This window comes from Stenotrophomonas sp. (genome assembly GCF_032061965.1).
In the GTDB taxonomy this organism is placed as follows: Bacteria; Pseudomonadota; Gammaproteobacteria; order Xanthomonadales; family Xanthomonadaceae; genus Stenotrophomonas.
Window position 1 is genome coordinate 1 of the sequence record NZ_DAMBEF010000045.1, and the last position, 24783, is coordinate 24783.

General features: G+C 65.1%; 20 protein-coding genes. 14 read left to right on the forward strand and 6 right to left on the reverse strand.

Annotated elements, in window-relative coordinates; translation table 11 throughout:
• Both RT460_RS16895 and RT460_RS16900 read left to right on the forward strand, forming a co-directional pair.
• Positions 1-984, forward strand: a 984-nt coding sequence (locus tag RT460_RS16895) for a class I fructose-bisphosphate aldolase (RefSeq protein WP_313320568.1), incomplete at its 5' end; no start/stop codon positions are given.
• 393 nt (positions 985-1377) lie between these two features.
• Positions 1378-2688 (forward strand): M1 family metallopeptidase, encoded by a 1311-nt coding sequence (locus RT460_RS16900; protein ID WP_313320570.1) that lies wholly within the window; start codon positions 1378-1380, stop codon positions 2686-2688.
• Positions 2689-2865: 177 nt separating this feature from the next.
• On the opposite strand, the gene RT460_RS16905 is transcribed toward RT460_RS16900, so the two are convergent.
• The 3 genes from RT460_RS16905 to cysG all read right to left on the reverse strand — a co-directional run bounded on the left by RT460_RS16905 (position 2866) and on the right by cysG (position 6070).
• Complete coding sequence (locus tag RT460_RS16905; protein ID WP_313320572.1) at positions 2866-3456, reverse strand: O-acetyl-ADP-ribose deacetylase; 591 nt, start codon at positions 3454-3456, stop codon at positions 2866-2868.
• Positions 3457-3626: 170 nt separating this feature from the next.
• Positions 3627-4586, reverse strand: coding sequence for a cysteine synthase A (gene cysK / locus RT460_RS16910; RefSeq protein ID WP_313320574.1), 960 nt, complete (start codon positions 4584-4586; stop codon positions 3627-3629).
• Between the two features lie 20 nt (positions 4587-4606).
• Positions 4607-6070: a siroheme synthase CysG gene (cysG, locus tag RT460_RS16915; protein WP_313320576.1), complete on the reverse strand. Its 1464-nt coding sequence runs from the start codon at positions 6068-6070 to the stop codon at positions 4607-4609.
• Positions 6071-6235: 165 nt separating this feature from the next.
• On the opposite strand from cysG, the gene RT460_RS16920 reads away from it, so the two are divergent.
• From RT460_RS16920 to RT460_RS16945, 6 genes are all read left to right on the forward strand, one after another.
• Positions 6236-7219, forward strand: a complete 984-nt coding sequence (locus RT460_RS16920; RefSeq protein WP_313320578.1) for a LysR family transcriptional regulator — start codon at positions 6236-6238, stop codon at positions 7217-7219.
• Between the two features lie 14 nt (positions 7220-7233).
• The gene (locus RT460_RS16925) at positions 7234-7926 is read left to right on the forward strand and encodes an alpha/beta hydrolase (protein ID WP_313320580.1); all 693 of its coding nucleotides are present in this window, start codon (positions 7234-7236) and stop codon (positions 7924-7926) included.
• A 127-nt stretch (positions 7927-8053) separates the two neighbouring features.
• Positions 8054-8350, forward strand: a complete 297-nt coding sequence (locus RT460_RS16930) for a hypothetical protein (RefSeq protein WP_313320582.1) — start codon at positions 8054-8056, stop codon at positions 8348-8350.
• A gap of 90 nt (positions 8351-8440) precedes the next feature.
• Positions 8441-8899, forward strand: a complete 459-nt coding sequence (locus RT460_RS16935; protein ID WP_313320584.1) for a hypothetical protein — start codon at positions 8441-8443, stop codon at positions 8897-8899.
• Positions 8900-8971: 72 nt separating this feature from the next.
• A complete protein-coding gene (locus RT460_RS16940; RefSeq protein WP_313320586.1) occupies positions 8972-11032 on the forward strand; it encodes a TonB-dependent copper receptor in 2061 nt (686 codons plus the stop codon).
• Positions 11033-11108: 76 nt separating this feature from the next.
• Entirely contained in the window at positions 11109-11540 is a 432-nt protein-coding gene (locus RT460_RS16945; RefSeq protein ID WP_313320588.1) for a BLUF domain-containing protein, read from the forward strand.
• A gap of 227 nt (positions 11541-11767) precedes the next feature.
• Here the strand turns inward: RT460_RS16945 and RT460_RS16950 are convergent, their stop codons facing one another.
• From RT460_RS16950 to RT460_RS16960, 3 genes are all read right to left on the reverse strand, one after another.
• Positions 11768-12499, reverse strand: coding sequence for a phosphoadenylyl-sulfate reductase (locus RT460_RS16950; protein WP_313320590.1), 732 nt, complete (start codon positions 12497-12499; stop codon positions 11768-11770).
• Entirely contained in the window at positions 12496-14202 is a 1707-nt protein-coding gene (cysI, locus tag RT460_RS16955; protein WP_313320592.1) for an assimilatory sulfite reductase (NADPH) hemoprotein subunit, read from the reverse strand. The genes RT460_RS16950 and cysI overlap by 4 nt, the downstream gene beginning before the upstream one ends.
• Before the next feature lie 83 nt (positions 14203-14285).
• Positions 14286-16124: an assimilatory sulfite reductase (NADPH) flavoprotein subunit gene (locus tag RT460_RS16960; RefSeq protein ID WP_313320594.1), complete on the reverse strand. Its 1839-nt coding sequence runs from the start codon at positions 16122-16124 to the stop codon at positions 14286-14288.
• 193 nt (positions 16125-16317) lie between these two features.
• Between RT460_RS16960 and cysD the strand changes: the two genes are divergently transcribed.
• The 6 genes from cysD to RT460_RS16990 form a co-directional block, all read left to right on the forward strand.
• Positions 16318-17226 carry a sulfate adenylyltransferase subunit CysD gene (gene cysD, locus RT460_RS16965; protein ID WP_313320596.1) on the forward strand — a complete coding sequence of 303 codons (909 nt, stop codon included), beginning with the start codon at positions 16318-16320 and terminating at the stop codon, positions 17224-17226.
• A complete protein-coding gene (gene cysN / locus RT460_RS16970; protein ID WP_313320598.1) occupies positions 17226-19241 on the forward strand; it encodes a sulfate adenylyltransferase subunit CysN in 2016 nt (671 codons plus the stop codon). The genes cysD and cysN overlap by 1 nt, the downstream gene beginning before the upstream one ends.
• 477 nt (positions 19242-19718) lie before the next feature.
• Positions 19719-20801, forward strand: a complete 1083-nt coding sequence (locus RT460_RS16975) for an efflux RND transporter periplasmic adaptor subunit (protein WP_313320600.1) — start codon at positions 19719-19721, stop codon at positions 20799-20801.
• Between the two features lie 44 nt (positions 20802-20845).
• Complete coding sequence (locus RT460_RS16980) at positions 20846-23923, forward strand: efflux RND transporter permease subunit (protein WP_313320606.1); 3078 nt, start codon at positions 20846-20848, stop codon at positions 23921-23923.
• Complete coding sequence (locus tag RT460_RS16985; protein ID WP_313320602.1) at positions 23916-24452, forward strand: GNAT family N-acetyltransferase; 537 nt, start codon at positions 23916-23918, stop codon at positions 24450-24452. The genes RT460_RS16980 and RT460_RS16985 overlap by 8 nt, the downstream gene beginning before the upstream one ends.
• A 90-nt stretch (positions 24453-24542) precedes the next feature.
• Positions 24543-24783 (forward strand): alanine:cation symporter family protein (locus RT460_RS16990; protein ID WP_313320604.1); only part of this gene is annotated, 241 nt, incomplete at its 3' end.

Sequence of the window (24783 nt, forward strand, 5' to 3'; positions counted from 1 at the left end):
GAAACCGCCCAGGCCATGGTCGCCCCGGGCAAGGGCATCATCGCCATCGACGAATCCACCGGCACGATTGCCAAGCGCTTCGCAAGCGTCGGCATCGAGAACACGGAAGAAAACCGTCGTGCCTACCGCGAGCTGCTGCTGACCACGCCGAAGCTCAACGAGCACATCTCGGGCGCGATCCTGTACGACGAAACCATCCGCCAGTCGACCAAGGACGGCGTGCCGTTCGCCAAGTACATGGCCGACAACGGCATGATCCCGGGCATCAAGGTCGACAAGGGTGCGCACCCGCTGGCCGGCTGCCCCGGTGAGCTGGTGACCGAAGGCCTGGACGGTCTGCGCGAGCGCCTGCAGGAGTACTACAAGCTGGGTGCGCGTTTCGCCAAGTGGCGTGCAGTTATCAACATCGGCGAAAGCATGCCGTCGGGTACCTGCATCGAAGCCAATGCCCATGCGCTGGCCCGTTATGCGGCGCTGTGCCAGGAATGCGGCCTGGTGCCGATGGTCGAGCCGGAAGTGATCATGGACGGCGACCACGACATCGAGACCTGCTACGAAGTCACCGAAGCCACCCTGCGTTCGCTGTTCGATGCGCTGTACCAGCAGAACGTGGTGCTGGAAGGCACCATCCTGAAGGCCTCGATGGTCATCCCGGGCAAGACCTGCGACGAGCAGGTGGATGTCGAGGAAGTGGCCGAGTCCACCGTGATGTGCCTGAAGTCGACCGTGCCGGCGATCCTGCCGGGCGTGGTGTTCCTGTCCGGTGGCCAGAGCGATGAGCAGTCCACCGCTCACCTCAACGCCATGAACCAGCTGGGCAACCTGCCGTGGCCGCTGAGCTTCTCCTACGGCCGCGCCATGCAGCAGGCCGCACTGAAGCTGTGGGCCAAGGACATGAAGGGCAACTACGCCGCTGCACAGAAGACCGTGTTCGAGCGTGCCAAGGAAAATGGCCAGGCTGCACTGGGCAAGTGGGAAGGCTGATAAGCCACCCCAAGTGAGTTGAACAGAACGCCGGCCAACCGCCGGCGTTTTTTGTTGCTGCCAGGAGCGGCATAAGTCGCGAAGATTCATCGCCAGGAAGCCGGTTGGCTGTGCCGACACGGATGCGGCGGCCTCCGCTGGGCAAACCTTGCTGCTGCGACGGAGCTGGGATCCGCCAACGCCTGTTGCCGACGCCTGGAACACGCGGGCTATCGCCGACTTCGATGATCAGCGGGTGAGGGTATGGCACCTGCCAGCGATGCTGCTGATGCGGCCGGCACGTCGCCACGCGGCACCTGCAGCCGGCACTTTTGCTGACAACGCGCGTCCGGCCGCGCGCACGCAGCGGCGTGGTTTTGCCTAGAATCGGGCTTTCCCTCCAAGGTCGGCAGGATGCAGAAGTTCACGGTTGCCGGTGCATGCGCGGTAGTGGCGTTGTTGCTGTCAGACCCAGCGAATGCAGCGCAGTCGCGTGCATTCGACATCCTTCATTACGCCACCACGGTGGACGTGGATATCGCTGCCGGTACTCTGCACGGCGAGACCTTGGTGCGCTTCAGCGCAGTCACTGCCGGTGCCCGCGAACTGCAGTTGGACAGCGGTGCGTTGACGATCGACAGCGTGCAGCAGGACGGCGAGCCGGTGCCGTTTGTGCAGCGTGATGCAGTGCTGCATATCAACCTGCCGACCGCAGTGCGTGCGGGCGAAGTGCAGGTGCGCTACCACGGCAAGCCGCGATTCGGCCTGGAGTTCGCGCCCGCACGCGAGGAGGTCTACACCATCTTTTCCACCGCGCAGTGGATGCCCTCGGTGAATGCCCCTGACGAACGCGCAACCCTGGCCTTGGCGCTGCGGTTGCCGCCACGCCTGAAAGCGACGGCGGCGGGCGACGCCTTGCCATCACGGCAGCTCGACGATGGCCGTATCGAGCACCGCTGGCAGTTGCGCAAGCCGGCGCCGGCATTCGTCTACGGATTTGCGGCCGGTCCTTATGTCCATGCACGGCAGGGCAACCTGCATTACTACTCGATGGATCGTTCCGAGGTCGAATTGCGGCAGCTGTTTGCAGCTACCGGCGACATGCTTGGCTTCTTCGCCGAGCGCGCCGGGCTGGCTTACGAAGGCGACTATCGGCAGGCGCTGGTAGCCGAAACCATTGGTCAGGAAATGGCCGGCATGGCGGTGATGTCCGAAGCCTATGGCAAGGAGGTGCTGGATGATCCCACGCAGACCGGCCTGATCGCCCACGAAGCCGCGCACCAATGGTGGGGCGTGCGCGTGACCTGTGCCGGTTGGGAGCACTTCTGGCTGAATGAAGGTTTCGCCAATTTCATGACCGCCGCCTGGCTGCAGCAGTCGCAGGGCGAGGCGGCTTACCAGGCGATGGTGCAGGGCTGGGAGACGCGTGTGCAGGAGCTTCGTACCAACGGCGCGGATCGTCCCTTGGTGTACCCGCAATGGATCAAGCCCAGCGCGGATGATCGCGCCGTGGTCTACAAGAAGGGCGCCTACGTGCTGCACCGCTTGCGGCGGGAGCTGGGCGAGGAGGTGTTCTGGCGTGGCTTGCGTGAGTACACGCAGGCCAATGATGGTCGGTCGGTGGTGACTGCCGATTTCCAGCAGGCGATGGAGCATGCGGCAGGCCGCTCGCTGCAGGCGTTCTTTGATGCCTGGGTTTATGGCGTGGGTGGTGAGCTGGGCTGATGGGCTTGTTGCGAAGCGCTATCCCTCTCCAACCCTTCCCTTGCCTGCGGCAAAGGGAAGGGGCTGTTCATGCAGGCCGCCGGGCCGATCTCGGGTATCCGCTGCAACTCCCTCCCGTTCGCGTAGCGAAGGGGGGAGGGTGGTTTTGATTTTTGCTCGGCCAGAAGAGCCAGAACCTCAATGCGCAGCCGCAAACCCGCCGGCAAATGAGGCCAGCACCGGTGCCGCCTGCTCGGGCGCAGGACCGGCGCTTGCCAGAGCCTGCTGATAGATCTTGAACGCAGCGGCGTTGTAGGCCACCAGCACGATGCGCGATGGCCGCGCATGGCTTTTCTGCCAGGTCATGGTCTCGGTTGCGGCAATCACCGCCGCCGCATGCAGCGGGTAACCGTACACGCCACAACTGATGGCCGGGAAGGCAATCGATTCCAGGCCCATCTGCTCGGCCAGACGCAGCGATTGCCAATAGCAATTGGCCAATAGCGCTGCTTCATCATGGCGGCCATCGCGCCAGACCGGGCCGACGGTGTGGAACACATGCCGGGCGGGCAGCGCATGGCCGCCGGTGGCACGCACTTCGCCGGTGGGGCAGCGCACACCCGGGCGCTGTTCGGGGAACTGCAGGCACTCGGCCAGCAAACCCGGGCCTGCGGCCCGATGGATGGCACCGTCCACGCCGCCGCCGCCAAGCAGGGTTTCATTGGCCGCATTGACGATGACGTCAACGGCCAGTTCGGTGATGTCGCCCTGCCAAACTTCAATGTTCATGGCTGTGATCTTCCACTGCGGTTAATGAGAAAAGTGTGAGGGCAGCCGCCATGCCGGGCACGGGCCCAGTCTGCGCGCTCGCCGTCTCATTGGCCGCGATTTGTGGGTACAGAAACGCGCAAAGGCCGCACAGGCGGCCTTCGCGTTGCTGACGGGTTAAGTAACAGCGGTTACGGAAGGCCGGCCAGCCAGTCGTCGTCCGAACCATCGTTGACGTCGGCGAACAGCGGGGTCGAGAAGTAGCGCTCGCCGGTGTCCGGCAGCATGGCCAGGATCACCGAGCCCGCTTCGGCCTTGGCGGCCACGTCCAGTGCGGTGGCGACGGTTGCGCCGGAGGAAATGCCGACGAAGATGCCTTCTTCAGCCGCCAGGCGGCGCGAGGTTTCAATTGCGCGCTCATCCTGGATGGACAGCAACTGGTCGTAGACCTCGCGGTTGAGCACTTCCGGCACGAAGTCCGGGGTCCAGCCCTGGATCTTGTGCGGGGTGAATTCCTTGCCGGCCAGCAGGGCGGCGCCGGCCGGTTCGGTGGCGATGATGCGGGTGTCCGGGCGCGCCAGCTTGAGCACTTCGCCAACGCCGGTCAGGGTGCCACCGGTGCCCCAGCCGCTGACGAAATAGTCCAGGCGTTTGCCGGCGAAGTCGCGCAGGATTTCCGCTGCGGTGGTCTGGCGGTGGAAGGCGGGGTTGGCCGGGTTGGCGAACTGGCTGGCCAGGAACCAACCGTGCTGGTCGGCCAGCTCCTTGGCCTTGCGCACCATGCCGGTACCGCGCTCGGCGGCGGGGGTCAGGATCACCTTGGCGCCATAGGCGCGCATCAGCTTGCGGCGCTCCACCGAGAAGGTCTCCACCATGGTGGCGACAAACTTGTAGCCGCGTGCGGCCGCAACCATGGCCAGGGCCACGCCGGTATTGCCGGAGGTGGCTTCGACGATGGTGTCGCCCGGCTTGATCAAGCCCTTTTTCTCGGCGTCCAGAATGATGGCCAGGGCCAGGCGGTCCTTGACCGAGCCGGCCGGGTTGAACGACTCCACCTTGACGTAGATATCCACGCCGGCCGGGGCCAGGCGGTTGAGCTTGACCACCGGGGTATTGCCGATGGTGTCCAGGATGCTGTTGTAGATAGCCATTGAATTCTCCGGGGAGGTGGTCAGGCGGCGTCGGCCAGTGTCGGCGAGGACGTCTTTGCGGAAAGTGAGGATACGGTTGCCGGTGCCAGCAGCGGGGCGTCGCCAAACCAGTGCAGTTCGTTGGTCAGCGCGGCAACCTCGCCGACGATCAGCAGGGCAGGGGATTGCACCTGATGCTGGCGTGCGGCCTCTGGCAGGTTGCGCAGTTGGCTACTGACCACCCGCTGGTTGCTGCGCGAGCCATTTTCCACCAAGGCAATCGGGGTGGCGGCCGGCAGGCCGGCATCAAGCAGGTGGGTACGGATCTGTGCCAGCGCGGCCACGCCCATGTAGAACACCAGGGTCTGGCGGGGCTGGGCCAGCGTGGTCCAGTCCAGCGTATCGAGCGAGTCCTTGCAATGCGCGGTGACCAGGCGAAGCTGCTGCGCGTGATCGCGGTGAGTCAGCGGAATGCCGGCGTAGGCGGCACATGCAAGTGCGGCGGTGATCCCGGGTACCACTTCGTAGGGCACGCCATGGCCGCGCAGGAATTGAAGTTCTTCGCCGCCGCGGCCAAACACGAACGCATCGCCGCCCTTCAAGCGCACCACGCGCTTGCCGGCGCGGGCGTGTTCCAGCATCAGCGCATGGATGTGCTCCTGCGCGGTGCTGTGGCCCTGCGCGGACTTGCCTACCTCGATGTAGTCGGCGTCGCGACGCGCCAGTTGCAGCACCTCGGCACTGACCAGTCGATCGTGCAGGATCACGTCGGCCTGGTTGAGCGCCCGCAGGGCATTGAGGGTGAGCAGTCCGGGATCGCCGGAACCTGCCCCCACCAGCACCACCGAACCACTGGGCGTGGCGGCTTCGCTGCCCAGGTCCTGCAGCAGTTGGCATTGCGCATCCACGCTCTGGTGACGGCGCAACAGGTCCAGTACCGGGCCTTCGACCAGACGGTCGAAGAATCGGCGGCGGGCGGCCAGGTCGGGTAGCTGCTCGCGGATCAGTCCGCGCTTGCGGCTGACCAGTTCGGCCAGTTGGCCCCAGGCCTGGTCGAACAGGGATTCGATGCGGCGGCGCACATGGCGGGCGACCATCGGCGCGCCGCCGCCACTGGAAATGGCGATCTGCAGCGGGCCGCGTTCGACAATGGCGGGTACATGGAAGGCGGACAGCTGCGCGTCATCGACCACGTTGGCGAAAAGGCGCCTTGCGTCGGCGGCTGCGGCCACGTCACGATTGATGGCGGCATCGTCGGTGGCGGCGATCACCAGCCAGATATCGGCGTCCAGCCAACGCGTATCAAAGCTGCCCTGCAGCCATTGCACCTTGCCGGCGTCGGCCAGGCCCTGCAGGCCAGGACTGAGCTGTGGCGCGCCTACCCGGGGCAAGGCACCGGCATGCAGCAGGGCCTCGGTCTTGCGCTCGGCTACCGAGCCTCCTCCCACCACCAGCACGGCCCGTCCCTTGAGGTCGGCAAACAGCGGAAACAGAGGGGCGTCCAAAGTGGCAATGTCAGCGAGATGAGGAGGTCGTGAACGTAACGCCGTGCCGCTGGGGCAGGAAATGACTTGCCCAATGGCGTAGATTACTTTCGGTTATAAGCTCGCCGTTCGATTTGGCCTACATTCTTCACAGTCCCTTACCGAAGCTCTCACCCAGCCACTGCGATGACCCTTACCCAACTGCGTTACCTCGTTGCCATTGCCGATGCCGAGCTGAACATCACGCTCGCCGCGACACGGGTGCATGCCACCCAGCCGGGGTTGTCCAAACAGCTCAAACAGCTCGAGGATGAGTTGGGCTTTCTCTTGTTCGTGCGCAAGGGGCGCAGCCTGGAGTCGGTGACCCCGGCCGGCGAGGAAGTGATCAGCCGTGCGCGTGCGGTGTTGGCCGAAGCGAACAACATCCGCACCTATGCCGCCAACCAGCGCCGCGAAAGCCACGGCCAACTGGTCCTGACTACGACCCACACGCAGGCACGCTTCGTGCTGCCACCGGCGGTGGCGCGCATCAAGCACGCTTACCCGCAGGTCAGCGTGCATCTGCAACAAGCTGCTGAAAGCGACGCGCTGGATCTGCTCAGCCAGGGCGATGCCGACATCGCCATCATCAGTACCGCCGGCGGCGAACCTTCGACCGGGATCGCGGTGCCGCTGTACCGCTGGCGGCGGCTGGTGCTGGTGCCCAAGGGACATCCGTTCGACCGCCCCGGCAATGTACCGGACATGGCCGCACTGGCCAGCCAACCGCTGATCAGCTACGAGTCCTCCACCCGCACCAGTTCGTCGCTGCGACGTGCGTTTGCTGCATTGGACCTGGAGCCGGACCTGACCCTGACCGCGCTGGATGCCGACTTGATCAAGACCTATGTGCGCACAGGTTTGGGCGTTGGTCTGTTGGCGGAAATGGCCGTCAACAGTTATGACACCGACCTGCGTGCGTGGCCTGCACCGGCGGCAATCCCGGAGTGCATTGCCTGGGCGGTCCTGCCACGCGACCGCGTGTTGCGCGATTACGCCCTGGAGCTGGTGCATGTGCTGGCGCCGCAGATCGACAAGCGCGACCTGCGTCGGGTTCTGGATGGCAACCAGGCCGCTGACTGGCCAACGCCGCCGACCTGGGAATCACTGACCCAGACCATCACCGTCTAAGACAGGCGGGCAGCATGACCGCCTTGGTGATCCTGCCCGGCCTGGATGGCACCGGCACGCTGCATGCACCTTTCATCGATGCCTTGGGGGATGTACCCGGCGCGGTAACGGTGGTGCGCTATCCGCGGGATCAGGCATTGGATTACAAGGGGTTGGAGGCGCTGGCCCGCGCAGCCTTGCCGGTTGATGTCCCGTTCGTTCTGCTGGGTGAGTCGTTCTCCGGGCCGATCGCGATATCCATCGCAGCCGATCCACCGCCCAACATGCGTGGTCTGGTATTGAGCACCACTTTCGCGCGTGCGCCCGTGCCTGTGCTGTCGCCGTTTGCTGCCTGGCTGCCGCCAGTGTCGGCACGCAGGGTGCCGATGAATCTGCTGTCCTGGCTGTTGTTGGGCCGCTGGGCAACGCCTGACGTGACCGCAGCCCTGCGCTGCGCATTGTCCAACGTGCCATCGGCGACATTGCGGCACCGTGCCGCGCTCACGCTCGCAGTGGATGTGTCCCCCTTGCTGCAGCGGATCACGCTGCCGGTGCTGTATCTGCGCGCCCGCGGTGATCGCCTGATCAGGCCTGCTGCCGGCAGGGAAATCACTGCCGCCATCCGGAGGGCGAGCTTGCTGCAGATCGAAGGCCCGCATTTGTTGCTGCAAGCCTGTCCACAGCAGTCCGCACAAGCGGTGGCGGCATTCCTCGCGCAGCAGCACTGAAAGCCCGTCGCTGGAGTGAAGCGAGTGGCACGCCTCGTGGTTCTACTACGTCCCGCTCTGGCAATTACCTACTTCCTGATGCTGCGGTGATCTGCATTCTCACGAACTGCATCCGTGGGAGGAAGCCATGAAGCGCCCTGATAACGATGGCACCGAGCCGCTGATGGTGGAATGCCATCTGCATGGGCGGCAGGTCTCTGCGGTTGTCTGCGGACATATGCTGCAGCAGCCACCACCACGACTGGGCGTAGTTGAGAACAGCAACGATCCGAACGATCTTCAGGCCTGGTGTCATCGCTGCGAAGACATGTTCCAGCACGAAGCTGGTTTGACCGACACGTTTGATGCCTTCAACGACATGAGCATCGTCTGCGTGGTGTGCTACGCGCAGATAAAGGCCAGTCACCTGATCGCGCTGAACTGAGCGGTCTGCACATGTTTGTCATTGCTGCGGCAAACGGTCGCACCCGTGTTGACGGCCCCCGCCGGTAGCCACCGCTAGAATGCGAGGGTCATGCGCAAGGCCCGCTTCCAATCGCTGCTGCTTCAGCTGGCCATGGTGGCTGCCGTGTTGATGGCGGCCGCGCCGGTGGTCAGTCGCTGGTTGCAGGCGCAGCACGGGCAGATGCAGATGAGCATGCAGATGTCGGGCATGACCGCGGCGCCGATGGGGAAGGTGGCTGCCGATCCACATGCCGCGCAGCACGCCATGCACGGGTCACATGAACACGCCGCCCCGGCCTTGCTGAATACGACCCAGTCACATCCGTCCGCGCCCGATCCGCACGCCGCCCATGGCGAAGCCTGCGACTACTGCACCATGGCGTCGCGATTGCTGCCGTGGCTGGCGGTGTTGCTGGTACTGGCGCCCCTGCTTTACCGGCTGGTGCCCACGTCCCCTCGCTGCATCCAACTGCCGTCCAGCCTGCACTGGCCGGCGCATCCTGCTCGCGGCCCGCCGCTGTTCTGCTGATACCGACATCCCATCCTTGTGCCGCGCGCTGCTTTTGAAGCAGGGCGTGGCTGTGTCGTATTGGAGAACTGCATGTACAACCCCTCCCGTATGCCGGGTGTTCCGGCGTGCCTGTCCATCTGCGTCTGCATGGCGCTGTTTCCATCCCTTGCCGGTGCCGTTGAGCCGGACGATGCCAAGACCCTGGACACCTTGGTGGTGACCGCGGCTGCGCCGTCGTCACCGCTGCAGTGGGTCACTGATCCACGCCTGCCAAGACAACCTGTGCCGGCCAGCGATGGCGCGGATTACCTCAAGACCGTGCCGGGCTTTTCGGCCATCCGCAATGGCGGCACCAACGGCGATCCGGTGCTGCGTGGCATGGGCGGTTCGCGCCTGAACATCCTCAGCAACGATGGCAACCTGATTGGTGCGTGCCCCTCGCGCATGGACAATCCGCTGTCGTATATCGCACCGGAGACCTTTGACCGGCTGACCGTGATCAAGGGGCCGCAGAGCGTACGCTGGGGGGCCGGTGCCTCGGCGGGGACCGTGCGCTTTGAGCGCGATACCCCACGTTTCAGCACGCCGGGCATGGAGTTGCGGGCCAGCGCGTTGGCCGGTTCCAACAATCGCAATGACCAGGTGCTGGATGCGAGTTTCGGCAGCAGCCCCGGCTATGTGCGGGTCAACGGCAACCGTTCCGAAGCCGATGATTACAAGGACGGCAACGGTGACGTGGTGCCCTCGCGCTGGCGCAAATGGAATGCCGATGCCGCGATCGGCTGGACCCCGGATGCCGATACCGTGCTTGAGCTCAGCGCCGGTACCGGCGACGCCATTGCCCGCTATGCGGGGCGAGGCATGGATGGTGCGGCCTTCAAGCGCGACAGCTACGGTCTTCGCTTTGAACGCGACAACCTGCCGGGCGCGTGGGACAGGGTGCAGGCCAACCTGTACTACAACAATGCCGATCATCTGATGGACAACTACACGCTGCGCACACCCAATCCGGACAGCAGCATGCCGATGCCGATGGCTTCCAATGTCGAGCGCCGCACGACGGGTGGGCGTTTCAGCAGCGAGTGGCGCTGGCAGGACGTGGCCATCGTTGCCGGCATCGATGCGCAGGACAGTCGTCACCGCAGCCGTAACGGCATGGGCCGTGGCACCTGGCGGCAGGCGGCGTGGCAGCGCGATGCGGACTTCAGCAGCCAGGGCATATTCAGCGAACTGACCCTGGGCGAAGGTAAGCCCGCGCGCTGGGTCGGCGGTCTGCGACTTGACCGGGCGCAGGTCAAGGACAGGCGCACGAGCACCGGCATGATGAACATGCCCAATCCCACCGCCGGGCAGGAGCGCACACAGGACCTGGGCAGCGGCTTCCTGCGTTACGAGCGTGATCATGGCCAGGCCTGGAGCTGGTATGCAGGCGTGGGGCACAGCGAGCGCATGCCCGACTACTGGGAATTGTTTTCCGCCAACGCGGGCCCGCAGGGCAGCGTCAACGCATTCGCGGGTGTGCAGCCGGAAAAGACGACCCAGCTCGACCTGGGATTGCAGTTCCGCAGCAGTTCGCTCGATGCCTGGGTCTCTGCCTATGCCGGCCGGGTGCAGGATTACATCCTGTTCCACTACCGCAGCGGCGGGATGATGGGCAGCACTACCCAGGCCCGCAACGTGGATGCGCGCATCGCCGGCGCCGAGGCGGGTCTGGAATGGCGGCCGCTGCATGGTTGGAAGCTCGGCAGTACGCTGGCCTATGCCTGGGGCGAGAACCGCAGCGAGCATCGACCGATGCCGCAGATTCCGCCGTTGGAAGCGCGTTTCAGCGCGGCTTATGAGCACGAACGGTGGTCGGTTGGCGCCTTGCTGCGTGCAGCCACCCATCAGCACCGGGTGGCGCAGGACGAAGGCAATGTGGTGGCGCGTGACCTCGGCCCCACGTCCGGCTTTGCAACCCTGTCGCTCAACGGTGCCTACCGCTTCAGTGATGCCTTGCGCGCCAGTGTTGGCGTGGACAACGTGTTCGACCGTGCATATGCCGAGCACCTGAATCTGGCCGGCAGCGCAGATTTTGGCTTCCCGGCCGATCCTGTACGGATCAACGAGCCTGGCCGCAATGTCTGGCTGAAGCTGGATTACCGGTATTGAGCAAGCGCATGCCGCCACCCCAAACGGGTGGCGGCATGTCATGCTGGCCGCTGAGCCAATAGATGCAGGGAGTGGTATGAGTCTGCGAGCAGTCGCCTATGTGAGCACGGCAGTGGCGGGCCTGAGTACCGCTGATCTGGACCACCTTCTGGTGGATGCGCGCGCGCACAATCAGGTGGCAGGCGTGACCGGTGTACTGCTGTTCGATGGGCAGCGTTTTTTCCAGTATTTCGAAGGGCCGGAAGAAGGTGTGGCGCGGGCCTACGAACGCATCCGCAACTCCCACATGCATGTGGACCTGCGCGAGTTGCACAACGATGTAGTGCAGACCCTGCATTTCAGCCAATGGCACATGGGCTGCAGCCACACGGAAGGCAGCGTGCTGCAGCAGCTCAGTACCCAGCAATGGCAGCGTGAAGCGGAGTTCCTGCAGGACGAGCTGGAGCAGGCCGGCGCTTCACCCGCCTTGCAGGAGTTGTTGGCTTTCTGGGGGCAGCAGAACCCGTAGCGCCGAGCCATGCTCGGCAGTGGCTCCACCAACAATGCCCCCGTAGTGCCGAGCCATGCTCGGCAAGGGTCTTCCCGTCAACGCAGCCGGTAGGCATGACTTCCCGCATCGTGCCGATATTTCCTTCCCTGTCGCAAAGCGAAGGGAAGGTTGGCGAAGGCTGTGGTCTTGTTGGCCTCTGGCTTGCCATCAGCTTCGCAGCCTGCGCCGCTCCTGCCGGACGGGCATCAGATTTCTTCGTGCAAGCCGCATTCGCGCTTCAGGCCGAAGAAGCGGGTGTCTTCTTCGCGCATGCCAGGCTCCCAGCGACGGGTGGTGTGGAAATCGCCGATCGACACGTAACCTTGCTCCCACAGCGGGTGGTACGGCAGCTGGTGCTGCTGCAGGTAGTTCCACACATCGCGGTCGTTCCAGTCGGCGATCGGATTCACTTTGTAGCGCTCACCGCGGCGTTGCAGGATCGGGGTATTGGCGCGGCTGGCGGACTGGCCGCGGCGCAGGCCGGTGAACCAGGTGCCGACCTGCAGATCGTCGAGGGCGCGCTTCATCGGCTCGACCTTGCGCAGGTTGTTGTACTGCTCGATGCCAACCACGCCCTGTTCCCAGAGGCGGCCATGGCGGGCTTCCATCCATGCGCGGCTGACCTGCGGGCGGTAGACCTTCAGGTTGAGCTTGAGGCGGTCGACCAGCTCGTCGGCAAAGCGATAGGTTTCCGGGAACAGATAGCCGGTATCGATCAGGATGACCGGGACGTCCGGAAGTTGGCTGCTGAGCAGGTGCAGGGTGACCGCTGATTGCGCGCCAAAGCTGGAGGACAGCACGTGCGATGCCGGGGCATGTTCCAGTGCCCACGCCACGCGCTGCTGTGCGTCCATGGCTTCCAGCGCGGTGTTGAGCGGGCCCAGGTCGTCGGGCAGGTTGGCCGGCGTGTTGGTTGAGGATTTGGGCAGGGCGCTCATGCGTGCAGTTCCACGGAAATCTGGCGATGGGTCGGGTAGGGGGGAAGGGTGACGATGCCGGCGCGATGCAGGAAGTCGCCGAAACCTTCTTCGGCTTCGCGCTCGCCGGCGTACCGCGCAAACAACGGCTCCAGTGCGCCGAGGATGTCCGGCTCGGCGATGTTTTCCCGGTACAAGGTGTTCAGGCGCTGGCCGCGATGGTCGGCACCGAGCATCAGGTTGTAACGGCCCGGCGCCTTGCCGACCAGGGCGATCTCGCCCAGGTACGGGCGCGAGCAGCCGTTGGGGCAGCCGGAGATGCGCAGCAGGATCGGCGCCTCGGCCAGGCCATGCTGTTCCAGCAGCGGCTGCAGCTTGGCGCTGAACTCGGGCAGGTAGCGCTCGGCTTCGGCCATGGCCAGGCCGCAGGTCGGCAGCGCCACGCAGGCCATCGCCGCGCGTGCGAGCGCGGTGGGCGCCTGGTTGCCGGTGTCCAGGCCGGCGCTGCGCACGATCGCATCGATCCTTGTCCGTTGCTCGGTGGCGACACCGGCTACCACCAGGTTCTGGTTGCCGGTCATGCGGAACTCGCCCTCGTGGATGCGGGCGATCTCGCGCAGGGCGGTGAGGTGCGGTGCGCCGGGCAGGTCGGCGATGCGGCCGGCCTGCAGCGACAGGGTCAGGTGCCAGCGGCCATCGTCGCCCTCGACCCAGCCGTAGCGGTCGCCGTTGTGGGCAAAGGCAGCCGCGCGCGCTGGCGCGAAGCGGACGCCGGCGCGGCGTTCGATCTCGGCAACCACGGTGTCCAGACCATGGTCGTCGATGGTGTACTTGAAGCGGGCGCGCTTGCGCAGCTCGCGGTTGCCCAGGTCGCGCTGGGTGGTGACCACCGCGGTGGCCACATCCAGCAGCGCGTCGCGCGCGATGAAGCCGACATTGTTGGCAATGCGCGGGTAGGTTTCGGCATCGCCGTGGGTGGCGCCCATGCCGCCACCAAGGGTGACGTCGTAGCCGAGCAGTTCACCGGCATCATCAAGTACACCGATGAAGCCCAGGTCATTGGCGTAGACGTCCACGTCATTGAGCGGCGGCAAGGCAAAGCCGATCTTGAACTTGCGCGGCAGGTAACGCTCGCCGTAAATCGGCTCTTCTTCGGCACCGCTGCCGGCCACGCGCTCTTCATCCAGCCAGATTTCATAGTAGGCGCGGGTATTGGGCAGCAGATGCTCGGAGGTGCGTGCCGCATCGGCGTAGAGCGTGGCGTGCGCGCTGGACAGCAGCGGGTTGGCGGCGACCAGCACGTTGCGGTTGACGTCGCCGCAGGCGGCCAGGGTGTCGATCAGCGCGGCGTTGATGGCCTGCATCGTTGCCTTCAGTTCGCGCTTGATCACGCCATGGAACTGGAAGGCCTGGCGGGTGGTGATGCGCAGCGAATGGTTGCCGAAGCGGGTGGCGATGGCATCGAGCTTGAGCCATTGCTCCGGGCTGATCACGCCGCCGGGGGTGCGGGTGCGGATCATGAACTGGTAGGCCGGTTCGAGCTTTTGCCGGCGGCGCTCGTCGCGCACGTCGCGGTCGTCCTGCTGGTAGCTGCCGTGGTACTTGATCAGGGTCTGGTCGTCTTCGCGCAGGGCGCCGGTGACGGGGTCGGCCAGGCTTTCCAGCAGGGAGCCGCGCAGGCGGTTGCTGTCGGCCTTGATGTTTTCAACGGAGTGGGTGCTCATTGCGTTCGCTATCTGGAATGGGAAGTCGTAGGAGCGGGGTGAGCCGCGAAGCCGGTGCTGGATCAGATCCCAGCGTTCAAGCCTCAGTACACATCCCGTCCATAGCGCCCCTCCGTGTGCAGTCGTGTCAGATAGTCGCGGGCATCGTCTTCATCCAGCCCACCGTGTTCGCGCAGTACATCCAGCAGCGCTGCATGTACGTCCTTGCCCATCGCAATGGCGCCGCACACGTACAGGTGCGCGCCGTTCTGCAGCCAGTCGTACAGGTCGCGGCCACGGGTGCGCAGGCGCTGCTGGACATAGACCTTGTCGGCTTGATCACGCGAGAACGCCAGGTCCAGTCGATCCAGCTCCTTGCGTCGCAACGCATCCTGCCACTCGGTCTGGTACAGGAAATCGGTATTGAAATGGCGTGCGCCGAAGAACAGCCAGTTGCGGCCAGTGGCACCGATCTCGGCGCGTTCCTGCACGAAACCGCGGAACGGGGCGACGCCGGTACCCGGCCCGATCATGATGATGTCGCGGCTGCTGTCTGCCGGTATCCGGAAGCGTTCATTGGCTTCCACATACACCGGCACCTGTGCGCCTTCTTCCAAGGCAGCAAGGAAGCTGCTTGCAGCGCCAAGGTGTTCGCTGCCATGGGCGTGGTAGCGCAGTTCGTCTACGGTCAGGTGCACTTCCTCGCCGACGCGCTTGCGGCTGGATGCGATCGAGTACAGCCGCTGTGCCGCGGGGCGCAGGGTGCCGAGCAGGGCGTCGGCGCTCCATTCGGCCGGCCAGCGGCGCAGTACGTCGACCAGTTGATGGTCCTCGAATACCTGGGCCAGTGCCGTCTTCTGCGCCGGCTCCAGCAAGGTGGCCAACTCCGGGTGGGCGCTGCGTTCGGCCACGGCGGCCAGCAAGGGGCGTGAGATGCGGGTGAGCTCGCGGTGTTCCCCCAGCCACTGCGACAGCGGTCGACTGTGACCATCGTGGTCAACCTGGTGGCTGCCATCCAGGCCGGTGACGTCCAGCACCGCTTCGACCAGCTCGGCCGGGTTGCGGTGGAGGATGCCCAGCGCATCACCGGGTTCGTAGTGCAGGTTGCTGCCTTCCAAAGACAGCTCCAGATGATGGACAGCCTTGGCGGCCGTGCCATACACGGTATAAGCCGGGCCCTTGAAATCGCGCCCGCTGATCACCTGCCGCGACAGCAGCTCGGCGCTGAATGGGTGCTGGGCGCTGTAGACGGCGGCATGTCGCAGCGGGGTGACATTGCTGATGGCCGGGGCGGCGGTGTCGGTGATGTTGGCGCGGGCATCGCGCACGGCCTGCGCCCGCCACGGATCGACCACGCTGTCGATGTCCAGGTCGGCCTCGCCCACGGCCTGCAGGCGGGTGGCGCCCAGCTCGGCCAGACGGCTGTCCAGCTTGCGGGCGATGCCGCAGAACTCAACGTAGCTGGAGTCGCCCAGGCCGAGTACGGCGTACTTCAGCTGGGGCAGTTTGGGGGCGCGCTTGCCTGCAATGAACTCGACCAGGCCGATGGCGTCATCCGGCGGGTCGCCTTCGCCCTGGGTGCTGATAACGATGTACAGCAGCCGCTCGTTGGCCAGCTCGCGCGTCGCGTAGGCGTCCGCGCGCAACAGCCGCACCGGCAGTCCGGCTGCTTCGGCCTCGGCTACCAGCTGTTCGGCCGCGCGGCGGGCATTGCCGGTCTGGCTGCCGTAGATCACGGTCAGGCGGTCCTGTGCCGGCTGCTGGGCGGCCTGGCCGCCGGGGATGACGGCAAGGGAGGGGGGAGGGCTACCCTGCGCCAACCCGGCGGCGAAGCCGGACAGCCACCACAGGCTGTTTCCATCCAGGCCGTCTACCAGGCGTGTCAGCAGGGCCTTGCGGTCATCAGGCAAGGGGCTGGGTGGCACGGTGGCGGCGGCAGTCATTTCCGGTCCGGTCTGGTTGGGGTTGACTGATCCTAGGTACGGCCCGATGCCAGCGGAAAGGACAAGCGGTTATCGCTTCATGCCCTGGGTTTATTTCGCCCGGTGCCAGCGCCCCGCCACACTTGCCATCCAATGCCGACCCATACCGGGTACTGTGTGGCCCAGACCGGGCCTGGCCTCTGCGACCTAGCTGATGACTGATACCAACCTGTCCCACCTCGATCGGCTGGAAGCCGAGAGCATCCACATCCTGCGCGAAGTCGCTGCTGCCTTCGACAACCCGGTATTGCTGTACTCGGTTGGCAAGGACAGCTCGGTACTGCTGCACCTGTTGATGAAGGCCTTCGCCCCCGGGGTGCCACCGATCCCGCTGCTGCACGTGGACACGCGCTGGAAGTTTCGCGAGATGATCGCCTTCCGCGACCGCCGGGTGGCCGAGACCGGCACCGAGCTGCGGGTGCATATCAACCCCGATGGCATCGCCCGCGACATCGGCCCCATCAGCCATGGCCCCAGCGTCCACACCGACGTGATGAAGACCCAGGGCCTGAAGCAGGCGCTGGACAAGTGGAAGTTCGACGCTGCCATCGGCGGCGCGCGCCGCGACGAGGAAAAGTCGCGGGCCAAGGAGCGTGTGTTCTCCTTCCGCAATGACCGCCACCGTTGGGACCCGAAGAACCAGCGGCCGGAGCTGTGGAACCTGTACAACGCCCGTATCCACCAGGGCGAAAGCGTGCGCGTCTTCCCCTTGTCCAACTGGACCGAACTGGATATCTGGCTGTACATCTACCGCGAGAAGATCCCGGTGGTGCCGCTGTATCTGGCCGCCGAAAGACCCGTCGTCGAGCGCGATGGCAGCCTGATCATGGTCGACGATGAGCGCCTGCCGCTGCAGCCGGGCGAAGTGCCGCAGCTGCGCAAGGTGCGGTTCCGCACGTTGGGCTGCTATCCGCTGACCGGCGCGATCGAATCCGAAGCAGACACCCTGGAGAAGATCATCGCCGAGATGCTGGTATCCACCAGCTCCGAGCGCCAGGGGCGGCTGATCGACCACGACCAGTCCGCTTCCATGGAGAAGAAGAAGTTGGAGGGGTATTTCTGATGGGGCAGGGATCAGGGATTGGTGATTCGGGATTGGGAAATACAGAGGCCAAGGCTGTGGCGAACGCAGAATCAAACGCAGGTAGCGGGGTAGGCGAATCGGGGCTGGGGCGCTCGAATCCCCAATCCCCAGTCACCAATGCCGGCTCCACCACCGACATCGCCGCCTACCTCAAGAACCACGAAACCAAGCCGCTGCTGCGTTTCATCACCTGTGGCAGCGTGGATGATGGCAAGAGCACCCTGATCGGGCGCCTGCTGTATGAAAGTAAACGCCTGTTCGATGACCAGCTCAGTGCGCTGGAGGCAGACAGCCGCCGCCACGGCACCCAGGGCGAGGGCATCGACTATGCGTTGCTGCTGGACGGCCTGGCTGCCGAGCGTGAGCAGGGCATCACCATCGACGTCGCGTACCGCTATTTCGATACCGACCGCCGCAAATACATCGTCGCCGACTGCCCCGGCCATGAGCAGTACACCCGCAACATGGCAACCGGCGCCTCCACGGCCGATCTGGCGGTGGTGCTGGTCGACGCCCGCAAAGGCCTGCTGACCCAGACCCATCGCCACAGCTACATCATTTCGTTGCTGGGCATTGGCCAGGTGGTACTGGCGGTCAACAAGATGGACCTGGTGGGATATGACCAGGCGGTGTTCGAGCAGATCGTTGCCGACTACCAGGCTTTGGCTGCGCAACTGGGCATCGCCAACGTGCAGGCCATCCCGCTGTCGGCGCTGGAGGGCCAGAATTTGTCCACGCGTTCGGCGCTGATGCCCTGGTACAACGGGCCCAGCCTGATCGAGCATCTGGATACCGTGCAGCTGAGTGCGCATGACGCCGCCAGCGGGCTGCGCCTGCCGGTGCAGTGGGTGAACCGGCCCAACCAGGATTTCCGCGGCTTTGCCGGCACGATTGCCGCTGGTCAGGTGCGTGCGGGCGATGCGGTGGTGGTGCTGCCTTCTTCGCGCCGGTCGACGGTCAAGCAGGTGCTGGGCCCGGATGGTCCGGTGGACGTCGCCTCCACCGGCCAAGCGGTCACCCTGACCCTGGACGATGAAGTGGATGTCAGTCGCGGCGACGTCATTGCCGCGGCAGGTGATCCGCCGGAGGTCGCTGACCAGTTCGCCGCCCACGTGCTGTGGATGGACGACGCGGCACTGTTGCCGGGCCGTCCTTACTGGTTGCAGATCGGCAGCCGCACCGTTGCCGCCAACATCACCGAGATCAAGCACCGCGTTGATGTGAACACGCAGGAGCGTCTGGCGGCAAAGCGCCTGGAACTGAACGAGGTTGGCTATTGCAACCTGTCGCTCGATGAGCCGGTGGCGTTTGCCCCCTATGCGCAGAACCGGGCCCTGGGTGGTTTCATCCTGATCGACCGCCAGACAAATGCCACCGTCGCCGCGGGCACGCTGGACTTTGCCCTGCGCCGTGCTGGCAACGTGCATTGGCAGCATATGGACGTGGACAAGGCGGCGCGGGCGCGGATCAAGGGCCAGCAGCCCAAGGTGCTGTGGTTCACGGGTCTGTCGGGTGCGGGCAAGTCCACGGTGGCCAATCAGGTTGAAAAGCGCCTGCATGCGCAGGGCGTACATACCTTCCTGCTGGATGGCGACAACGTCCGCCATGGCTTGAACCGCGACCTGGGCTTCACCGATGAGGACCGCGTGGAGAACATCCGCCGGGTGGCCGAGGTGGCCCGCTTGATGGTGGACGCGGGCCTGGTGGTGCTGGTCAGTTTCATTTCGCCGTTCCGGGCCGAACGACAGATGGCGCGCGAGCGCTTCGAGGATGGCGAATTCATCGAAGTGTTCGTCGATGTGCCGCTGGACGTGGCCGAGGCGCGCGACGTGAAGGGCTTGTACCGCAAGGCACGTGCCGGGCAGATTCCGAATTTCACCGGTATCGATTCGCCCTACGAAGCCCCGGAAACCCCTGAGCTGCACCTGCATGCCGATCGTGACCCGGTGGCGGAGATGGTCGAGCAGGTGCTGCGGGTGGTGGACGCTCGTTGACAGCGGGGGCGTTCGCCCCCTTCGCTGGCAAGGACAGAGCTGGGAGAGAGCATCTTCCGTTCCTTGTCCGCGCTGCAGGGGATGGCCAAACCGGCTTGATGCTTCGGGCCCGGAAACAGGAATGTCCAGCATCCGCGTTCACGGCTTGCGCCAGGCTGGGAGCAAGCCGCGCGTCAGCAGCGATGAGCCAGCCCGGGGAGGCGCAGTACACCCGGGTCTGCTGGCACGCATCACGCTGCATCACCTGCCTGGGCTCCGGGCGCGCGGTGCTGCCCGGCGCTGATGCGGCTTGCGGTGCCGGGTGACCTGGCGGCAGTTTTTCGTCAGATGGGCAAAGGATCTTCGGGGGCGTTGATCCGCCGTTACGCCGCCAGGCGACCGTTACACCTGGCGTGAAGGCCTGCCCCCCCTAACGGCACATACTGGCGTCACCTGACACCGCTAGACTGCCCAGTCGTGTATCAAACGGGATTGTGTATGTTGAGGCGTTTTGCCGTCACCGCAGCCGCGGGCGCTGTTCTGGCGCTGGCCCTGGCTGGATGCAACCGCAAGGACGCCGAGGCGCCGCGGCAGGCCGCAGGTGCGGTGCAGGTCACCACCCAGGTGGTTGCAACCTCGCCGTGGAGCGACACCCTGCAGGCCAATGGCACTGCCAAGGCACGCGAATCGATCATCGTCACCGCCAAGGTCAGCGAGATCATCGACAAGGTGCATTTCGAAAGCGGCCAGCAGGTGGCTGCGGGTGCTCCCTTGGTCACCTTACGCGGGCAGGCCCAGCAAGCCGCACTGGCCCAGGCCCAGGCAACGTTCTCCGAGGCCGACCGCCTGTACAAGCGCCAACGTGAACTGGCCGCCCAGCAGTTGGTGGCGCATTCAACGCTGGATACCCAGCAGTCGATCCGTGATGCCGCCGAGGCCCGCGTGCAGCAGATGCGGGCCGACATCGTCGATCGGCAGGTGCGCGCGCCATTCGCTGGCGTATTGGGTATCCGCCAGATCAGCCCGGGATCGCTGGTCACCCCGACAACGGCGATTGCGACGTTGGATGACATCTCGCGCATGCATGTCGATTTCCAGGTGCCCGAAGCGCAGCTGTCGTCATTGCAGATCGGCGACAAGGTCAGCGGCAGCAGCATTGCCTATCCGGGCCGTACCTTCGAGGGCGAAGTAAGCACCATCGATGCCCGCGTCGACCCGGGTAGCCGCGCGATCACCGTGCGTGCTGATTTCGACAACGCCGACCATGCGCTGCGGCCGGGCATGTTGCTGGACATTCGCCTGTATCGGCCCGAGCGCGATGCGCTGGTGATCCCTGAGATCGCCGTGGTCCAGGTTGGCCGGGATTCCTATGTGTTCCGGGTCAAGGCCGACGACAGCGTGGAACGGGCCGACGTCAAGACCGGCACCCGCCGTGCCGGCGTGGTCGAGGTAGTTGAAGGCCTCAAGGTGGGCGAGCGCATCGTGGTTGATGGCACCGGCAAGCTGCGGCCGGGCATCCGCATCCAGGATGCTGCAGCAGCTGCGGCTGCGCCGAAGGCTGCACAGGCCAGCGCCGAATGAAGCTGTCAGATCTCTCGATCAAGCGGCCGGTGCTGGCCGTGGTGATGAGCCTGCTGCTGGTGGTGCTGGGCGTGATGTCGTTCAACCGGCTGACCCTGCGCGAGCTGCCTGCCATTGATCCGCCGATCGTGTCGGTGTCGGTGGATTACACCGGCGCCTCCGCGGCGGTGATCGAGAGCCGCGTGACCCAGGTGCTGGAGGATGCGCTGTCCGGCATCGAGGGCATCGACACCATCAACGCACGCAGCACCAACGGTCGTGCATCGGTCAGCATCGAGTTCACTGCCAATCGCGATATCGAAGCTGCCGCCAATGACGTGCGCGACGCGGTCAGCCGGGTGGCCGACCGCATGCCGGAAGAAGCACGACCGCCGGAAATCGCCAAGGTCGAAAGCGATGCCGACCCGATCATCTGGTTCAACATGGCGTCCTCGACGCTGGACACGTTGGAACTGAGCGATTACGCGGACCGCTACGTGGTGGACCGTTTCTCCAGCATCGACGGCGTTGCCCAGGTACGCATCGGCGGCCGCCAGCGCTATGCAATGCGGGTGTGGCTGGACCGCGACCAGTTGGCCGCGCGCGGTCTGACCGTGAGCGAAGTGGAAACCGCGCTGCGCAACGAAAACGTGGAATTGCCGGCCGGTCGCATCGAATCGGCCGACCGTGACTTCACCCTGCGCGTGGAGCGCAGCTATGTGGCGCCGGGTGACTTTGCCAGCATCCCGCTGGGCAAGGGCAGCGACGGCTACGTGGTGCGCCTGGGGGATGTGGCCAAGGTGGAGCTGGCATCGTCCGAGCGCCGCGCCTATTACCGCAGCAACGGCGAGCCGGGCATCGGCCTGGGCATCGTCAAGACGTCCACCGCCAATGCCCTGGACGTAGCGCGCGACACCCGCGCCGAAGCCGAACGCATCGCCCAGACCCTGCCGCAGGGCACGCAGATTTTCGTCGCCTTCGACAACACCACCTTCATCGAAGCGGCCGTGGAACGCGTTTACGCGACCCTGGTCGAGGCCATGATCCTGGTGCTGGTGGTGATCTGGTTGTTCCTGGGCAGCCTGCGCGCGGCCCTTATTCCCGCAGTGACGGTACCGGTGTGCCTGGTCGCCGCCTTCATCGCACTGTTTGCGTTTGGCTTCTCGATCAACCTGTTCACCTTGCTGGCGCTGGTGCTGTGTATCGGCCTGGTGGTGGATGACGCCATCGTGGTGGTGGAGAACGTGCAGCGCCGCATCGACCTGGGAGAGCCGCCGCTGGTGGCTGCCCGGCGAGGTACCGCACAGGTGGCTTTCGCGGTCATCGCGACCACGGCGGTATTGGTGGCGGTGTTCCTGCCGGTGGGTTTCCTTGAGGGCAATACCGGCCGTCTGTTCCGTGAGCTGGCGGTGGCGTTGGCAGCGGCAGTGGCCTTGTCGGCGTTCGTGGCACTGACGTTGACGCCGATGATGGCCTCCAAGCTGCTCAAGCCGCACAGTGAGCAGAAGACCGGTCGGGTGCATGGCTTCATCAACCGTCAGCTGGAGCGTCTGTCGGGCGCCTACGGGCGGGTGCTGGACCGGCACGTGCAGCGCAGCTGGATGTTCGGCCTGGTGATGCTGGCTGCACTCGCCGCAAGTTGGGGCCTGTTCAAGTTGATTCCGTCGGAACTGGCACCGGCCGAAGACCGTGGCTCGTTCCAGATCATGATCGACGGGCCGGAGGGCGCCGGCTTCGACTACACCGTCGAGCAGGTGCAACAGGTAGAGAAGATCGTTTCGCGTTTCGTCGGTCCGGAAGAGCCCATCGTCCGTGCCAACCCGCGCGTGCCCGGTGGTTGGGGCAACAGCGAGGAAATGCATACCGGTCGCATCAGCGTCTTCCTGCAGCCATGGCGTGATCGCAGCGAAGCGACCACGGACGTGGCCAATGAGCTGCAGAAGGAACTGAACGATCTCAGCGGTGTGCGCGTGCGCACCATGGTTGGCGGTGGCCTGGTGCGCAGCATGGGCCAGCCCTTCCAGATCGTGCTTGGCGGCCCGGAATATGCCGAGATCGCGCAATGGCGTGACCGCCTGCTGGAACGCATGGCCGACTATCCCGGTTTGGTCGGTGCCGACTCGGACTACAAGGAAACCCGGCCGCAGATGCGGGTCAACATCGATCGCCAGCGTGCGGCCGACCTGGGCATCTCGGTCACCGACATCGGGCGCGCGCTGGAAACCATGATGGGCTCGCGCCGCGTCACCACCTTTGTCGACAACGGTGAGGAATACGACGTACTGGTGCAGGCCGGCCGCGAAGGCCGCGCTTCGCCGGCGGACCTGTCCGCGATCCAAGTGCGCGCTCGCTCCGGCGAGCTGGTGCCGCTGTCCAACCTGGTCACGCTGAGCGAAGTGGCCGAGGCCGGCAGCCTGAACCGCTTCAACCGCCTGCGTTCTATCACCATCAGCGCCAATGTTGCCCCCGGCCACACGCTGGGCGAAACCATCGCCTGGGCACAGCAGGTTGCCGCCGAGGAACTGCCCGAATACGCGCAGATCGATTGGAAGGGGGAATCGCGCGAATACCAGAGCGCCGGTGGCGCGGTGTTGCTGACCTTCGCCATGGCCTTGTTGGTGGTCTACCTGGTGTTGGCCGCGCAGTTCGAGAGTTTCATCCATCCGCTGGTGATCATGCTGACCGTGCCACTGGGTGTACTGGGCGCATTCGTGGGCCTGTACCTAAGCGGCGGCACGCTCAACCTGTTCAGCCAGATCGGCATCGTCATGCTGGTGGGCCTGGCGGCCAAGAACGGCATCCTGATCGTCGAGTTTGCCAACCAGCTGCGCGATGAAGGCCGCAGCGTGCATCAAGCCATCGTCGAGTCGTCGATGGTGCGCCTGCGCCCGATCCTGATGACCTCGATCGCCACCGTGGTCGGCGCGATTCCGCTGGTCGTGGCTGGCGGCCCCGGTTCGGCCAGCCGCGCGACGATCGGCATCGTGGTGATCTTCGGCGTCAGCGTATCCACCTTCCTGTCACTGTTCGTGGTGCCGGCGTTCTATGCACTGCTGGCGCCGTATACCAAGTCGCCGGAAACCGTGGCCAACGAGCTGACCCGTCTGGAAGCCGAAACACCGTCGGTGGGTGGCCATGCGTGAGGCCCTGCTCGGCGGCCGCGTCCAACTGCGTCCCTGGCAACGGGACGATGTGGAGGCGCTGCTCGAGCATGCCGATGACGCCGCAGTATCGAGAGGGCTGAGTACCCGCTTTCCCTACCCCTATACGCGGGCCGATGCCGAGGCCTTTCTGGCTGGCGAAATCATCGATCTGAGCGAGCCGGTGTTCGCCTTGCTGATCGATGGCAGGGCCTGCGGTGGCATTGGCGTGCAGCCGGGCCGCAACGAGCGCCGCTACTCGGCGGCGCTCGGTTACTGGCTCGGGCAGCGCTACTGGGGGCAGGGCATCATGACCGCCGTGGTCGCTGCGTACGCGCCCTGGGTGATGGCCGAACTGGGCCTGGCCAGGCTGTCGGCGCAGGTCATGGCCAGCAATCCGGCCTCGGCACGGGTACTGTTGAAGAACGGATTCAGTGAAGAAGGCACGGAGCGACAGTCCGTATTCAAGGATGGGTTGCTGCATGACATGCGCTGCTTCGCGCGGCTTAGGACTTTGCCGCCATCGGCGTGATGGCCCTGCACAACCGGGCCTAATCGTGGAAAAATCGGCCAGCCCCGGGATTCCGGGCTTTGGCTACCTTTCAGCTTTCCGGGGAATTACGTGGAATCCATCGTCGAATACGTAAACGGCATCATCTGGAGCGACGCGCTCATCTTCATGTGTCTTGGCGCCGGCCTGTGGTTCAGCCTGCGAACCCGCTTCATGCAGATCCGCGGCTTCGCCGAGATGTGCCGGCTGACCGTGCGCGGTGAAAAATCCGAGGCCGGCGTGTCCTCGTTCCAGGCGCTGGCCATGTCGATGGCCGGGCGCATGGGTATCGGCAACATCGCCGGCGTGGCCA